This window comes from Saccharospirillum sp. HFRX-2 (assembly GCF_043196805.1).
Taxonomy (GTDB): domain Bacteria; phylum Pseudomonadota; class Gammaproteobacteria; order Pseudomonadales; family Natronospirillaceae; genus Saccharospirillum.
On sequence record NZ_JBEBMU010000001.1, the window covers coordinates 26850 to 41538 of the forward strand.

General features: G+C 59.3%; 15 protein-coding genes. 3 read left to right on the plus strand and 12 right to left on the minus strand.

The genetic code is table 11. The annotated features are described in order from the left end of the window. Nucleotides 1-3 precede the first annotated feature (3 nt). The 10 genes from ABMA60_RS00160 to ABMA60_RS00205 form a co-directional block, all read right to left on the minus strand. Complete coding sequence (locus ABMA60_RS00160) at nt 4-330, minus strand: ArsR/SmtB family transcription factor (protein WP_392797205.1); 327 nt, start codon at nt 328-330, stop codon at nt 4-6. Nucleotides 331-358: 28 nt separating this feature from the next. Then, nucleotides 359-724 carry a DoxX family protein gene (locus tag ABMA60_RS00165; protein ID WP_392797207.1) on the minus strand — a complete coding sequence of 122 codons (366 nt, stop codon included), beginning with the start codon at nt 722-724 and terminating at the stop codon, nt 359-361. A gap of 138 nt (nt 725-862) precedes the next feature. After that, the gene (locus ABMA60_RS00170; protein ID WP_392797209.1) at nt 863-1885 is read right to left on the minus strand and encodes an amino acid ABC transporter substrate-binding protein; all 1023 of its coding nucleotides are present in this window, start codon (nt 1883-1885) and stop codon (nt 863-865) included. After that, complete coding sequence (locus ABMA60_RS00175; protein ID WP_392797211.1) at nt 1882-2712, minus strand: LEA type 2 family protein; 831 nt, start codon at nt 2710-2712, stop codon at nt 1882-1884. Before ABMA60_RS00175 ends, ABMA60_RS00170 begins: the two co-directional genes overlap by 4 nt. A 59-nt stretch (nt 2713-2771) precedes the next feature. Next, nucleotides 2772-3440 carry a fumarylacetoacetate hydrolase family protein gene (locus ABMA60_RS00180; protein WP_392797213.1) on the minus strand — a complete coding sequence of 223 codons (669 nt, stop codon included), beginning with the start codon at nt 3438-3440 and terminating at the stop codon, nt 2772-2774. A 1-nt stretch (nt 3441) separates the two neighbouring features. Continuing rightward, nucleotides 3442-4665, minus strand: coding sequence for a hypothetical protein (locus tag ABMA60_RS00185; protein WP_392797215.1), 1224 nt, complete (start codon nt 4663-4665; stop codon nt 3442-3444). Then, on the minus strand, nt 4662-5168 hold the full coding sequence (locus ABMA60_RS00190) for a hypothetical protein (protein WP_392797217.1): 507 nt from the start codon (nt 5166-5168) through the stop codon (nt 4662-4664). The genes ABMA60_RS00185 and ABMA60_RS00190 overlap by 4 nt, the downstream gene beginning before the upstream one ends. 51 nt (nt 5169-5219) lie before the next feature. Further along, on the minus strand, nt 5220-6449 hold the full coding sequence (gene serA / locus ABMA60_RS00195; RefSeq protein ID WP_392797218.1) for a phosphoglycerate dehydrogenase: 1230 nt from the start codon (nt 6447-6449) through the stop codon (nt 5220-5222). Between the two features lie 180 nt (nt 6450-6629). Beyond that, nucleotides 6630-8192, minus strand: a complete 1563-nt coding sequence (gene ushA / locus ABMA60_RS00200) for a bifunctional UDP-sugar hydrolase/5'-nucleotidase UshA (protein ID WP_392797220.1) — start codon at nt 8190-8192, stop codon at nt 6630-6632. Between the two features lie 245 nt (nt 8193-8437). After that, complete coding sequence (locus ABMA60_RS00205; RefSeq protein ID WP_392797222.1) at nt 8438-8788, minus strand: GIY-YIG nuclease family protein; 351 nt, start codon at nt 8786-8788, stop codon at nt 8438-8440. Between the two features lie 155 nt (nt 8789-8943). Between ABMA60_RS00205 and ABMA60_RS00210 the strand changes: the two genes are divergently transcribed. Both ABMA60_RS00210 and ABMA60_RS00215 read left to right on the plus strand, forming a co-directional pair. Beyond that, nucleotides 8944-11490, plus strand: a complete 2547-nt coding sequence (locus ABMA60_RS00210) for an EAL domain-containing protein (RefSeq protein ID WP_392797223.1) — start codon at nt 8944-8946, stop codon at nt 11488-11490. Then, nucleotides 11487-12158 (plus strand): NAD(P)H-binding protein, encoded by a 672-nt coding sequence (locus ABMA60_RS00215; protein ID WP_392797224.1) that lies wholly within the window; start codon nt 11487-11489, stop codon nt 12156-12158. The genes ABMA60_RS00210 and ABMA60_RS00215 overlap by 4 nt, the downstream gene beginning before the upstream one ends. Here the strand turns inward: ABMA60_RS00215 and ABMA60_RS00220 are convergent. Next, nucleotides 12130-12645 (minus strand): hypothetical protein, encoded by a 516-nt coding sequence (locus ABMA60_RS00220; RefSeq protein ID WP_392797226.1) that lies wholly within the window; start codon nt 12643-12645, stop codon nt 12130-12132. The two genes, ABMA60_RS00215 and ABMA60_RS00220, sit on opposite strands and share 29 nt — an antisense overlap. Before the next feature lie 47 nt (nt 12646-12692). Beyond that, nucleotides 12693-13586: a LysR family transcriptional regulator gene (locus ABMA60_RS00225; RefSeq protein ID WP_392797228.1), complete on the minus strand. Its 894-nt coding sequence runs from the start codon at nt 13584-13586 to the stop codon at nt 12693-12695. 110 nt (nt 13587-13696) lie between these two features. Here ABMA60_RS00225 and ABMA60_RS00230 point away from each other — a divergent pair, with 110 nt between their 5' ends. Then, entirely contained in the window at nt 13697-14674 is a 978-nt protein-coding gene (locus ABMA60_RS00230) for an NAD-dependent epimerase/dehydratase family protein (RefSeq protein WP_392797229.1), read from the plus strand. Nucleotides 14675-14689: the final 15 nt, after the last annotated feature.

Consider the following 14689-nt stretch of genomic DNA (forward strand, 5'->3'; position numbering starts at 1 on the left):
GTTTCAATCCTCGCTCGATGCATCGTCGGCAAGCCCGTCAAGATGCGCCTCCAGCTTATCGATCTGCGCTGACCAGTAACGACGGAACGGCGCCAGCCAGGCGTCCAGTTCCATCAGCGGTTCCGGTCTCAGCCGATACAGACGACGCTGAGCTTCCACTCGCGACTCAACAAAACCCGCCTCGCGCAGGATGCGCAAATGTTTGGAGACCGACGGCTGTGACAAAGTCAGCGCCTGCTCTATTTCGCTGACCGAGCGCTCAGAGTCGAGCAGCATATCGAGAATGGCGCGTCGGTTGGGTTCGGCGACAACATTAAAGCTGGTTTCCATCCTGATCGACCTCCCCTTCGTTCCGGCATCAGGCCGAGATTGTTAACCGGCCATAGAGAATGATCGCCGCCAACAGCGCCATCACCAACACATAGGGCAGTGGCGCTTTGTCACCGAAATACAAATAGAACGCGGCGATCAACAACGAATGTGCCAGCATGACGGCGGCGGCTATGGGCGTCACGACTGGCATTATTTTAACAGCGGCGGGAAACACCAGACCCAGACCAGCAACGATGCCAACCGCGCCCAATACTGCCCAAACGCCCTGCGGCAGTTGCTGCATCGCCACCACCGAGGTTTTCAGATCGGCGAATTTAAACAGCTGGAAATAGCCGCCCGCGACGGCGAACCAGGCCAGCACCACCTGGATGACCCACAAAGCAATTGACATAACCATCTCCTTTTCAGACTGGTTTAAACAAGCCAGGATGCATTAAGTTCCAAGTCAGTTATATAACCAATAAGGTATATTACTGTCAAGACATAAACCGACGCCAAGGCCAGCCAGAGTTACCGATTAACAATGAATTCAGCGCAGCGGCGGCGCGTACAACAAACCGCCCTGGCTCCACAGCGCATTCAGACCGCGATCGAAACCCAAGGGCGTATCCGGGCCGATATTGCGATCAAATATCTCGCCGTAGTTACCCACCTGCCGGACAATCTGATAAGCCCAGTCGGCAGACAGTCCCATAGCGCGACCAGTATCGCCATTGACGCCCAGCATGCGCTGGATCACCGGCTTGTTGGAGCGGCGCATGGCATCGACATTGGTCTGGGTCACGCCGTATTCCTCGGCATTAACCAGGGCATAGAGCGTCCACTTGACGATGTTGTACCACTGCATGTCGTCCTGCCGAACGGCCGGGCCGAGGGGCTCTTTGGAAATCACTTCCGGCAGCATCAGCACGCTGTCGCGCTTTTCCAGCCGGGTGCGCAGCGCATAGAGCTGCGACAGATCCGACGACAACACCGCGCAACGTCCCGCCTGAAAACCTTCCAGCGCCAGGTCAGAGGTGCCGAAAGACACCGGCTGATAATTCAGGCCATGCTCGCGAAAATAATCGGCCAAGTTGAGTTCGCTGGTGGTGCCACCCTGCACGCAGACCGCCGCGCCGCCCAGATCGTCAACACTCTCGATGCCCGAGGTGCGTTGCACCATAAAGCCCTGACCATCGTAAAAGGCGATGCCGGCGAAGATCATGCCCAGGGTGGTATCGCGCGAATGCGTCCAGGTGGTGTTGCGCGACAACATATCAATCTCGCCGGACGACAGCGCCGAAAAACGATCGCCCGGTGTCAGCGGCGTAAAGCGCACCTTATTGGCATCACCCAAGACCGCCGCAGCGACGGCGCGACAGATATCGACGTCGAGGCCACTCCAGTGACCCTGATTATCGGGGTTGGAAAAGCCGGGAATACCGGTTGAGACACCACAATCGAGCTGATCTTTAGCGCGGACCTCACTGAGCGTCGAAGCCGCGGCCGTCGTACTGAACGCAGTACTGAGCCAGAAACAGCTCAGCAGCAAGGCCGTTTGGACGCGGCTCACAACGCCACCTCACCGACAAAATCGGGCAGATCAAGCCCCAAATCCGGGCTGCGGACCGGCGCGCTCCATTGCAATTGCAGATTGCTCGGCCAGGTGCCATCGCGCAAAGCCGAGATCAGGGTGCTGCCCAGATCGCCATAATCCAGACGTAACCGCGTCGACTGCATGCGCTTTTCGCCCGCGCCCATCGACACCGGTGACAGACTCACCGCCGACATCGGCGTTGAACCTTGACGCACCGCCAACTCAACGGGTCCGGTGCTCAAGCCAAAGCGATTGGGATTATCCAGCAGCAGATCCAGCTCCAGCGTTACCGACGTCAAATTGATGCTATCGACCCGCCAGTCCGCCAACTGCACCTTGGGCAAACGCGGTACCGGCACCGCAAAGGCTTGCTGCCATTGCAACTGACGCGAACCCAGCACCGGTACATTGACCGTCGGCGACAGGTGCAGCGTCAATTCCACTTCGCCGTTTTCATAGGCGTTGGCCACGCGGTCGAACACGCCAGACACCGCCAGCGACCAATCCAGATCGACGGTGGTTGAACGGCCAGCGGGCAAGCCGGAAATCGGCGGGCTGTCGAGTTGTAGCCAGGGTTCGCCATTGAGCCAGAGTTCAGCGCTCAGCGATTGAATGGGCAGGGAATAGGCATTGGGATTATCGATGATGACGCGACTGCGGCCATCCAGTTGTTGCCAGCTCAGCGCCGTCAGTTGACTGCCCTGATGCTGAAAGGTCGGTGACTGATAAACCTCATCGACACCCAGATTGGCACAACCGGCCAGGCTCAATACCACCGCAACAGACAACCAAAAGACTCGCATCAAAGCACACCGAGACAACAATAGAGACTTCGGCACCTTTGCCTGAGCCGTCGCAACTGTCAAGAGCCGGAGGCGGCAACCTCGGTGCGCAGCTGCCAATCCGTGTCATCAAGCTCGAACAGCAATTGATCACCGGCGGACAAAACGCCCACACCGGCCGGCGTACCGGTGAGCACCACATCGCCCGGCTGCAGGCTGAAATCGGCCAGTATCAGCCGTAACAACTCAAGCGGCGGGCAGAGCATCTGGTTGATCTGACCGTGCTGACGCGGCGCGCCATTCAGGGTCAGACGATAGGACCAGTCCGCCACCTGCGCCGGCATCTGGGCAATTGGTAACCAGGAACCGAGCGGTAAGGCACCATCGAACGCCTTGGCGCGCTCCCACGGGTGGCCAGCCTGTTTTAATTCGGCTTGCAGGTCGCGATCGGTCAGATCCAGCGCCAGGGTAACGCCAATCACCGCCGCCCAGGGATCTTCGCTGGCGGCCGTCAAGGGCGCGCCAATCAGCAGCGCCAACTCAGTTTCAAAATGCAGCGCCGGACGCCTCAGTTGCAGCTCGCCTTCCAGCTCACAAAAAGCACTGGCCGGCTTATGAAACAGCAAGGGTTGGGTCGGCACCGGGTTGTTCAGCTCGCGGGCGTGCTCGGCGTAATTGCGACCCACACAGACGGCTTTACCGACCGGCAGATCGACCGCTTCCCCAGTATTCCAGCGATGCACAAACATCTTACTCAGCCTCTTCTTCGACCGGCTCGGGAATCACCGCCAGCTCGGCAATCTGAGCGGCCGCTTCGGCCAGTGTCGACTGAATGGGCGCCTGCTGTTCCAAAATGGCTTTCACCGCAGCGCTGCCAAACATCCAGTACAACCCCATTGCCGGAACCGATGGCTGTGGCTCTGCGTCTTGCCAGACTGACCAGGCTTGGGCATGCCAGGCTTCATCATCCTGCCAGTCTGCCAGCACCGTTTCGTGCAACGGGGCCGCCGGCGCCAGCGTCTGCGCCAAGGCTTCAAAACCGGCCTCGGTGAGCAATTGGTTTTCAATAAATTGCCGCGACAGCGTCTTGTTCGGTGTTGCTGAATTGATAAAGGCCGCCGTCACTTCAGCGAAACCACGGCCAGGTCGGCCACTCAAACTGGGGTAAGGACCAACCACCAGGTCCACACCCGCCGCTTCATAGTCCGGCAGGGCATTGGCGGCGGTCAGCACACAGGCGGTGCGCTCAGCGGTAAAGGCGGCGTCGACGTCTTCGGTGGTCAGTCGACCGGGCAGCAGATCGCCTTCGATCATCGACTGCATAAACGACAGCGCCGTCACCGCTGCCGGGTCACGCAAACCCACATCCTGGGTATTCAAGGCACCGTTTTCGTCATGGCCAAAAACATAACCGCCCTGAGGCGTCATCAGACCATAATTCAGATAGAGGTTGGTGGCATCGAACAACAACGGCTGCGCATTCTGACGCGCCAGACTCGCCTCGGCCTGCCACACCGCCTGCCAGTTATCGAAAGGCGCATCGACCAGGTCGGCATTGCACGCCTGCAAGGCGCCTTCAACCGCCAGCGGATAGCCATAGACCACGCCGGAGTGGCTCAATACCGACCAATAGGCTTCGTTGACGGCATTGCGCGCAGCACTGCGCGGCTCAATGGGATTGACGATTCCGCCCAATACCCAGTCGGTCAGATCCTGATGCTGACCGATGTAGATATCGGGGCCGTCGTTATCCACTTCGCGCTGCTGGAAAGCGCGCCGACCTTGTTCCGGTGCCGCCACTTCCACGGTCACACCGGTGCGGTCGCTGTAGGCTTCGGCCAAGCGGGTCAGTTTATCGATATCGCGGCCAGGATCGACCCAAACCAGCAGGGAGCCTTGTTCATAGGCGTAGGCCGGGGTCAGCAAAGCGACCAGAATCAGCAAGGCGGCAGGCAGACGAAGCGTGGCGATCATGGCAATTCCTGTTCGGTTGAGGGTTGCGGCGGCGTGATGCCGGCCGAGCGCAGGCGTCTGTCGAGCACCTCGCGCGCTTGCTCAGCGGTGCGGTTCAGGCCGACCAAAATCCAGATGGTGCCGGCCGGACTGGTGCGGGTACGCACCACCCGCAGCTCTTCGCTGAGCCAGTCGTAAACCAGAGCCTGGGCACGGTCACGCTGAGTTCCCGGCAAAGCCGAGTACCAGGCCTGGGTCCATTCCAACACCAGTTGGTTCTGAATCGACCGGCGGCCGTTTTCGATGCGCTGCTCGGCCGAGGTGTCACTCGATGGCGACGAAATCAGCCGCGTCAGCGGATAGCCTTCCAGTGACTGACCGCAAATAAAACCAGGCGCCGGTGTACGGGAGCTATCCGGATAGGTGCAACTGGTCAGCTCGGACTGGCCGGGGTTGGTCATGCAGGCAGAAACCGCCACAGCGCCTGTAACCCACACCAGCTTGCGCCACAGCGAAACGGGCATCCACACGTCCTTTGATCAAAACAGCCGCCGATTATGACAGCCGCCAGCGCATCAGAACAGGATGCGCGTGCGCATGGTGGCTTTCACTTCGCGCACTTTTTCCAATGCCTTCAGTGAACATTCCTGAGCCACATCGATGACCACATAACCAACCTTATCGTTGGTCTGCAGATACTGACCGATGATGTTGATGTCGTTCTCAGAAAAGATGCGGTTAATCTCCGACATCACGCCCGGCACGTTGTGGTGAATGTGCAGAATGCGATGCGCATCCGGATGCGACGGCAACGCCACCTCAGGGAAGTTCACCGCCGACAGCGAGGTGCCATTATCGGAATACAGCGCCAGCTTTTCTGCGACCTCAATACCAATGTTGTACTGCGCTTCCTGAGTGGAACCACCGACGTGCGGCGTCAGGATCACATTGTCGAACTCGCGCAGCGGCGAGATAAATTCGTCGTCGTTGCTGCGTGGTTCGGTGGGGAATACATCAACGGCTGCGCCGAGCAATTTCTTCTCAGCCAGGGCCGCTGCCAGCGCATCGATATCCACCACCGTGCCGCGTGAGGCATTAATAAACACCGAGCCGGGTTTCATACGGCGGAACTGATCGGCGCCCATCATCCACTTGGTGGAGGCGGTTTCCGGCACGTGCAGGGTGACCACATCGGCCTCGGCCAGCAGCGCATTCATCGAGCCAACCTGGCGCGCATTGCCCAGCGGCAACTTGGTGACCATATCGTAGAAGATCACTTCCATACCCAGGCCTTCGGCCAGCACACCCAGCTGAGTGCCGATGCTGCCGTAACCGACAATGCCCAGTTTTTTACCGCGAATCTCGTAACTATCGACGGCGCTTTTCTGCCAGCCACCGCGATGGCACACCGCGTTTTTCTCCGGCACACCGCGCAACAGCAAAATGGCCTCGGCCAACACCAGTTCGGCGACCGAGCGGGTGTTCGAATAGGGCGCGTTGAACACCACCACGCCATGCTCGCTGGCGGCGTTCAAATCAACCTGATTGGTGCCAATGCAGAAACAACCCACGGCCACCAGCTTATCGGCGGCCTCAAACACGGCGCGGGTCAACTGAGTACGCGAACGAATGCCGATAAAGTGCGCATCACGCACCTTCTCGATCAGCTCGGCTTCGGGCAGTGAACCCTTCAGGTATTCAATATTGGTGTAGCCCGCCTTGTTCAGGGTATCCAACGCGCTCTGGTGGACACCTTCCAACAGGAGGATGCGAATCTTGCTCTTATCGAGAGAATTCTTGCTCATGATCGGCTCTTGCTGCGGGTGGTCGAAGGAAATGGCGCGCGGATCATACCACAGCCAGGGGCGAGCCGAAGGGGCTGTTTGTGCAATGGTCTGTTGCGAAACGCTGAGCAGCGCCTAGCTTGTGCACATTAAAAAAGGCCGCCGAAGCGACCTTTGTTTATAGCGTTACCGACTGAACAATCAGTCGCGCACCACCGCCATACCGGGTTCATAGTCGGCGATGTCGAGCGGGCTGTTGCGCTCGATGTAATCGGCGAGCATGTCGGCATCGACAAAACCGGAGTTCACGTAGTTCGGATGCTCAGTGATGTTCGGGTAGCCGTCACCGCCAGAGGCGGTAAAGGAGTTGACCGACAGACGGTAGGTCTGACTCGGGTCAATCGGCTCACCACCGACCTTGGCTTCGACTACTTCACCGTCGATGATTTTCAATTGCACACCATCGAACTGAGCAAACGCACCGCTGCCGGCTTCTTTCTCGGCGGCTGCGTTCAGGTAGTTCATCAGCTCGGCACCGGTGAAATCGACGTAGGCGAGCATGTTGCCGAACGGCTGCACGGTGAGCACATCTTTGTAGGTAATGTCGCCACCTTCCAGGTCGGCACGAATGCCGCCGGAGTTCATGATGCCAACGTCGGCGTTGGTGCGCGCGCGTTGGGCGCGGGCAATCAATACACCCAGGTTGGTCGGTTCGTTACGCACAATGGCGCGGTCGCCAATGAAGTCGCCATTGGCGCTGCCGATGACGGTGTTCAATGCTTCGGCACCGGATTCCTGATAAGGCGTCAGCATGGCGAGCATGTCTTCGTCTTCGGCGATTTCAGCGCGCATCAGTTGGTCGTTGTCGTCGAGCAGGTTGACCGGAATCAGGTCGTAGCGGTAATCGACAATTTCGCCGTTACGCAGCGTCAGGTCCAGACGGCCAACGTACTTGCCCCATTCGTAGGCCTGCAGAATCAGGGTGTTGTTCTGCACGTCTGGTTCGAACAGCGGGTTCTGGCTGTGGCCACCGACGATAACGTCGATGCCGTCAACGCTGCGCGCCAGGGTAACGTCGCCCGGCGCATTGCCGCCGTAGTTGCCGTTGGCGTAGTGACCCATGTGAGTGACGGCGATGACCAGGTCGGATTTGGCATCCAGTTCCGGAATCAGGTCAGCGGCGACATCAACCGGGGTCAGGAACGACAGGTCGGTCATGTATTCAGGGTTGGCGATCTTAACGGTGTCTTCGGTGGTGAAACCGACTACCGCCACCTTGTAGCCCTGGACGTTGAACATTTCATAGGGCTTAAACAGGGTTTTGCCGCTGTCGGTGTAGACAATGTTGGCGGACAGGAACGGGAAGCCAGCCCAGTCGGCTTGCTGCATTAATACATCGCGCGGGTTATCGAATTCGTGGTTGCCGACCGCCATGGCGTCGTAGTCGAGCATGGCCATGCCGAGGAAATCGGGTTCGGCGTTTTGCAGATCGGATTCCGGCACGCCGGTGTTGATGTCACCACCAGACAGCAACAGCACTTCGCCACCCTCGGCTTCGACTTCGGCGCGGATGCTGTCGATCAGCGTTTTGCGGGCGGCCATACCGTATTCGCCGTCGTCATTGCGCCAGAAACGACCGTGGTGATCGTTAGTGTGCAGAATAGTCAGGTGGTAATCGGTGTCCGGCTCATAGCTCGGACCCATCAGCGCACAACCGCTCAGTGCGATTGCCAGACCCAGGGAAACGGGCAGTAGCGATTTCATTATTATGCTCTCCATGTTGTTGCCAACAGCTGGTGGTTTTGTCAGGTCCTGACTCTTCGGTCAGAACGGGCTGAATCACTTTAACGACTTCGTCATTAAACCGAAACAAAAGTGGACCCTTGCTTTGCGGCGGTCTTAGCAGCAAAAACCAAGCCGGATTCGGCGGCGCCTGAACAGGCAGTCAAGTTTCGCCCTGCCAGCCTAGAGACGCCGTATGACAGAGCCATGAATGAAAGATGACAGCGTTAACGCACCGCTTCGGTGCGCGTATCGCTGCACCTTGCCATTAAGGCGAGTTTCTGCTGCCGCGATTGCGCTTTGATGGCCGCCTCGCGCTGACCGGCGGCGCTGCGATCGGCGCAGACTTCTCTATAGACCAGCGTCACCGGCCGCCGCGCCCGGGTATAACGCGCACCACCCACCAGCTCGCCGTTATGTTCACGCAAGCGACGCTGCGGGTCGGTGGTCACGCCGGTGTACAAACTGTTATCGGCGCAACGCACTATATAGACGAACCACTGCGAAACCGGATTGGGCGAAACGCTAGTGAGCGAATCTGGGTTGGGCGAAATCGGGTTGGGCGAGTCTGCCGCCAAAGCTTTGTCTCCTGGGTGATAATCAACCGCTGTTCGTCTTGACGAACAATGCGGCTGTTCGACCATCGATAGTAGAGCCCGCGTCATAAGCGGTTTCCAACGTACCGATCTTTAACATAGACTTACAAAACACTAACACATTCAGCCCTCTGATTATGGCCGTACAGATAGCGTCTTTTTCGTTCCGACCAGGCGTCGAGGACGGCCTGCAACAGCTCGGAAAGTTCCAGCGACGCTTTCCCGACCACGCCAATCTACTGATCCTTATTTTCGCCAACACCACCGCCGACACTCTGCAACCCATGCTGCCCTGGTTTGAAGCCCTGTGGCCCAAGGCGACGGTTGTCGGCACCCAGTGCGGGCCTATTCTGAACCGCGGTCCGCTGGCCGAAGGCGAAGTGCTGGTGCAGTGTCTGCAGTTTGAACGCACCGAGATACGCTGCCAGGCATTGCCCTGGCAAGCCGACCTGAAAACACTGGGCGAGCAACTGTATCGCCCGCTGATTGCCGATCACACCCGCCTGGCACTGACCTTCTTCAGCGACCCGGCGCCAGCCTGCGATGATCTCTTTCACTGGGTGAACCAGCAGCATCCGCACGTGGTCGTCGCTGGCGGTCGGATGACCGATCAGCTTGGCGGCTGGGTGTTCGCCAATGGCTTGGTGCATCCCAATCATTGCCTGGTGGTGACGCTCGATAACCCGAGCCTGATGGTGCAGTCGCTGGCCTTTAACCAATGGCATCAGATCGGTCGCAACTGGACGGTCACCAAAGCTTCCGGCAACCAATTGTATGAGCTGGACAATCGTTCGGTACAGTCGCTGTACGACACCTACCTCAATGATAACCAGCCGCTGAATCCCGCCGACTATCGCCATTTTCCGTTGATGCACATCGACGGCGCCCAGCAGCGACTCTGCGTGCCCATCGACAACCTCAGCGGCGGTGGCTTTCAGTTGTCCGAACCCTTGCAGGTCGGCGACAAGGTGCGTTTTGCCTACAGCCATCCGTCGATCAGCCGTGAAGCCCTGAGCAAGGGCGCCCAACAACTCTACGAACAACGCCCGGAATTACTGTTGGCGTTCAACTGCCAGGCGCGCGCCTCCAGCGACAGTGGCGGGCCCGATCTGGAACTGACGCCGCTGCGCCAGCTGGCACCGTTGAGCGGCGCCTATTGTGCGGACGAACTGCACCACGAAAACGGTCGCACTCGATCGCTGCAACATCATCTGACGGTATTGGCGCTGGCGGAAGATCCGGCGCAGCGCAAACCACTGGTGACCTACCAGAGCAATGCGCTGACGCCGCTGTTTCATCTGATTCGCGAATCGGTCAAAGACCTGGATCAGGTCAATCGCGACCTGGAAGCGGAAGTGAAAGTCAAAACCCGCGAGCTGTTTCGCAAATACGAAACCGATGCCATCACCGGCCTCGCCAACCGCGTCGGTCTGTTGCAGTGTCTGCGCGATGCCGACCCCTGGCCCATCGCTCAGGTGTGCAGCCTGAAAGTGAACAACCTGCGCCAGATTAATAACCTTTATGGTTACGCCATCGGCGACCAGCTACTGGGTGATTTAAGTCAGGCCATCCAAAACCATCTGCCGGAATTACTGCCGACCACGGCGCTGGTGTTTCGCGGCTCGCCCAACGAATTTTTGATCGTTGCGCCCGATGCCTGCCCGAATCAGACGTTCTTCCGCGGCATGGCGCAATTAACCGAACGCTTGCAGGATCAGTCCGATGTGTTCAGCGCCGAACGGGTGCGCAACGTCCTGCCGATTCTGTTGACCGCCGGCACCGCCCACCGCGACGAATTGCCGCCCAACATGACGCCCGGCCCGGAAGATTTATTGATCAAAGCCTCGGAAGCGCGGCGTCATGCCTACCATCATCAGTTACCCATCGCCCGGGCGTTGGATATGCCCGGAAACGACAAGCACAAACGCGACGGCCTGATCTGGCTCGGCCGGGTACGGACGGCGCTGGCCAACGATGAAGTCGAGCCCTTTATCCAGCCGTTATTCAATGCCCGTGGCGAGGTGCCACACGTCGAAGCGCTGATTCGCATTCGCCAGGATGGCCGCATTTACGCGCCCGGGGATTTTCTCGATCTGGTCAAACCGACGCAGCTGTATCCGCGTCTGTCGATGCGCATGATCGACGAAACCTTCCGGTTGCTCAAAGACCTGAACATCGGTTTCACGCTGAATTTTACCGCCCGCGATCTGGGCAATACCGAGTTAATCGAACGGCTCAAGCACTGGCTGCGCTCGGGCATCGAAGCCGAGCGGGTAACGCTGGAAATTGTCGAGTCCGATGGCCTGCGTGAATTTCAGCGCTTCGCCATCACCCTGATGGAATTGCGCCGTCTGGGCTGCAAACTGGCCATCGACGATTTCGGCAGCGCCTACTCCAATTTAGAGCGCGTGCTGCATCTGAAACCGGACTGGATCAAGCTCGACGGCAGCCTGATTCGCAATCTGGACGAAAGCGAAGTCAGCCGCATTCTGGTCAAACGGGTGGTGCAGTTGTGTCAGGATCTGAACATCCGCACCGTCGCCGAGCACGTGCATTCCAACGACATTCTCAGCGTGGTGAAGCAGATGGAAGTCGACTATTTTCAGGGCTTCCATCTTGCTGAACCCATGGCCGTGGCCGACTTCTGTGCCAACCGGCCACAACGTCAGGAAATGTTCGCATGACCGCCACCGTGCTGGTGGGCGCCACCGGTCTGGTCGGCCAGGCCGTCGCGCCCAGACTCACCGCCGATCACTTCGATCCCTGCTGGTTGCTGGTACGTCGACCGGTACCGCCGGCCTTGCCGCATCAGGCGGTGCAAGTGGTCGACTTCAAGCAATTGGAAACCGATACCGCCGGTCTCGATCTCAGCGGCGGCAGCCTGATCTGCTCACTGGGCACCACTTTGCGCAGCGCTGGCTCCGCCGAGGCGTTTATCGCGGTGGATCGTGATCTGGTTGCGCAGGTCGCACATTGGGCACGCGATCGCGGTGTGCGCCATTGCCTGGCGGTGTCGAGCGTCGGCGCCGATGCCGACAGCCGCAATCTGTATCTGCGCACCAAGGGCCAGGCCGAGCAGGAATTGATCGCGCTCAGTTTCCAACGCCTGACGCTGCTGCGACCGTCACTGTTACTCGGTGAGCGGCAGGAATTTCGGTTGGCAGAGCGGCTGGGCGCCTTGCTTGGACGCGCCGTTTCGCCGTTGCTCACGGGCCGACTGAGCCGTTACCAGCCGGTTGAAGCACAACAATTGGCGCGGGTCCTGGTGCATCAGGCCGCCACGGAGCAGGGCCCGGTGATCGATATCTGGGACGCTCGGCGCATCAATCGCTGGCGTCCGGACAGTGACTGAAGTCGCGCCACTGCCATAAGGCCGGCGCAGCGCTGCCTTGAAAACCGATGCTCAGACAATAATCGCCCGCCTGAATCTGCCAGAGACGGGATTCTTCGACCAACAACGCCCAGGGCGGTTCCGGTAACGCTTGCAAGCGCGGTGTCAGCGCCTCAGCCAGACCAGCGGCATCATCAAGACGAGCACCGGCGCGTGGCAATAAAGCCTGTACCGCCGCTTGCGGATCGGGATGACCGCTGCCACTCAAGTCCGCCAGCAGTTGGTCGCTCAGCCAGAGCCGCTGTTGCTCAGCCAGCGTTTCCACCAACAGATATGCCGGATCCAGCGCCGTCTCTCCCAGTGCCACTTCCCCCAAATGCGTCAGCAATTGCTGCGGCGCCTGAACATGACGCTGCTGATAGCGTTGGTGCCAGAAAATACTCAGCGCCACTATCAACACAGCCAACAAGCCGGCGGCCCAGAGCATTCTGGATCGAGTCAGGGTCATGGGGGTTCTCCGGGGTCAAATCGACGCGCTAGTGTATCAAGGGATGCTTAGTCAGCCACCCAGTCACGCAAGGATTCGGCCAGGTGATCGAACAACAACCGCACCCGCCGCACCGAGCGCAATGACTCATGCATCGCCAGCCACATGGGCAATTCAAAGCGCACGCTGTCGGCCAGCACGCGCACCAGATTCGGATCGCGATCGGCCAGTTTGCACTGCATCGGGCCGATGCCAAGGCCACAGCGAATGGCGGCCAACTGAGCGGCATTATTGTCGGTGCGCAGGTCGAAATCGGTCCGTTCCAGTTTGAAGTCGTGTTCGCGCAGCACGCGCACCGCGGTGTCGTCGCGATCGAAACCGATCAGCGCATGGCCGTTCACATCGTGCTTGTGTTTCGGCATACCGCGCCGAGCGATGTAATCCCGATGCGCATAGAGCGCCACCTCGACCTGACCCAGATGCCGCGCCACCAGTGCGCCCTGATTCGGTTCGGTCATGCGAATGGCGATATCGGCTTCGCGCATCAGCAGGTTGGTGACCCGGTCGGACGTCGCCAGCTCCAGCGCAATCGCCGGATAACGCTGGCGAAACGGCACCAGTATCTGCGGCAGAATTTCACAACCGACCACTTCGCTGGCGGTCACTCGAATGGTGCCGCTGGGTTCGCTCGCTTCACCCGAGGCTTCGCGCAGCAAGGCATCGGCGGCGGCATGCATGGCTTCCACATGCGGAATCAGCGCCAGCGCCGCTTCGGTCGGCTCCAGTCCATTGCGACCCCGCGCAAACAAAGCCCGGCCCAGCTGCTGTTCCAACGCATCGATATGCCGGCCCAGCGTCGGTTGCGTCAGATGCAGGCGCCGCGCCGCCGCCGACAGACTGCCTTCGTGCACCACCGCCAAAAAGGATCGGTAATGGCTCCAGTCGCCGTTCTGGTCATTCATGGCTTTCATTCATTTTTGTATATAACCAATGCAGTTTTCGCCAATTTCCATTCTTATTATTAGATAGCACAGTAGGCGCCGAGTCCATACAACCTTGCTAGGAGAATCTTATGAGTACGGTATTAATCCTCGGCGCCACCGGCAGTGTCGGCGCCAACATCACTCGAAAACTGGCCCAACGCGGCTGGAACATTCGCGCTTTGCACCGCAACCCGGACCTCGCTGCCGAGCAGTTTAAAGACCTGCCCGATATCGATTGGCGCCGCGGCGATATGAGCCAGGCCGGCGATGCCACCACGGCGGCCCAAGGCTGCGATGTCATCGTTAATGCCACCAACCCACCGGGCTATCGTCGCTGGCGCGAGATCGGTTTGCCGATGCACCAGCACGCCATCGCCGCCGCCAAAGCCAGCGGCGCGACCCTGGTATTTCCGGCCAACGTCTATAACTACGCTCCGGACAGCGGCGAGAACATCGCCGAAAACGCTCCGCAACAACCCCAGACTGAAAAAGGCCAGGTGCGGGTGGAAATGGAACAGCTGCTGCGCCAGGCAGCGGACGACGGCGTTCAAGTCATACTGGTGCGCGCCGGCGATTTCTTCGGCCCGGGCTCGGGCTCATCGGTGCTGAATTTCCTGATTAAACCCAAGCGCCGCGTCACCAAAATGGCCTACCTCGGCGCTATGAATGTTAAGCACGCTTACGCCTATTTGCCCGATCTGGCGGAAACTTTCGCGCGCTTGATTGAGCGTCGTGAACAGTTGCCGACGTACGCCGATTTCCAATTCGCCGGCCAGGTCATGACCGGGGCGGAACTGGCGCAACAGATACGCCAAGTCAGCGGCGAGCCACGGATGAAAACCACCGCTTTCCCTTGGTGGCTGGTGCATCTGGTCGCGCCGTTCAACCTGACCTTTAAAGGCCTGTTGGAGATGCGTTATCTGTGGAATAAACCGATCACCCTGAACAACGCCAAGCTGGTCGCGCAATTGGGTGAAGAACCGCGCACGCCGATGTCGGTCGCGCTCACCGAAACGCTGAGCGCCATGCATTGCCTGCCGCAACAAAGCCAGTTGGCCAGCGCCTGATTGCCTTGCCGCCTT

What these genes read in the sequence shown, in the direction of transcription:
- ABMA60_RS00215 (WP_392797224.1), top strand. Translation starts at nt 11,487, where the DNA reads ATGACCGCCACCGTGCTGGTGGGCGCCACCGGTCTGGTCGGCCAGGCC.
- ABMA60_RS00180 (WP_392797213.1), bottom strand. Translation starts at nt 3,440, where the DNA reads ATGTTTGTGCATCGCTGGAATACTGGGGAAGCGGTCGATCTGCCGGTC.
- ABMA60_RS00160 (WP_392797205.1), bottom strand. Translation starts at nt 330, where the DNA reads ATGGAAACCAGCTTTAATGTTGTCGCCGAACCCAACCGACGCGCCATT.
- ushA (WP_392797220.1), bottom strand. Translation starts at nt 8,192, where the DNA reads ATGAAATCGCTACTGCCCGTTTCCCTGGGTCTGGCAATCGCACTGAGC.
- ABMA60_RS00175 (WP_392797211.1), bottom strand. Translation starts at nt 2,712, where the DNA reads ATGCGAGTCTTTTGGTTGTCTGTTGCGGTGGTATTGAGCCTGGCCGGT.
- ABMA60_RS00185 (WP_392797215.1), bottom strand. Translation starts at nt 4,665, where the DNA reads ATGATCGCCACGCTTCGTCTGCCTGCCGCCTTGCTGATTCTGGTCGCT.
- ABMA60_RS00230 (WP_392797229.1), top strand. Translation starts at nt 13,697, where the DNA reads ATGAGTACGGTATTAATCCTCGGCGCCACCGGCAGTGTCGGCGCCAAC.
- serA (WP_392797218.1), bottom strand. Translation starts at nt 6,449, where the DNA reads ATGAGCAAGAATTCTCTCGATAAGAGCAAGATTCGCATCCTCCTGTTG.
- ABMA60_RS00210 (WP_392797223.1), top strand. Translation starts at nt 8,944, where the DNA reads ATGGCCGTACAGATAGCGTCTTTTTCGTTCCGACCAGGCGTCGAGGAC.
- ABMA60_RS00225 (WP_392797228.1), bottom strand. Translation starts at nt 13,586, where the DNA reads ATGAATGACCAGAACGGCGACTGGAGCCATTACCGATCCTTTTTGGCG.
- ABMA60_RS00190 (WP_392797217.1), bottom strand. Translation starts at nt 5,168, where the DNA reads ATGCCCGTTTCGCTGTGGCGCAAGCTGGTGTGGGTTACAGGCGCTGTG.
- ABMA60_RS00220 (WP_392797226.1), bottom strand. Translation starts at nt 12,645, where the DNA reads ATGACCCTGACTCGATCCAGAATGCTCTGGGCCGCCGGCTTGTTGGCT.
- ABMA60_RS00165 (WP_392797207.1), bottom strand. Translation starts at nt 724, where the DNA reads ATGTCAATTGCTTTGTGGGTCATCCAGGTGGTGCTGGCCTGGTTCGCC.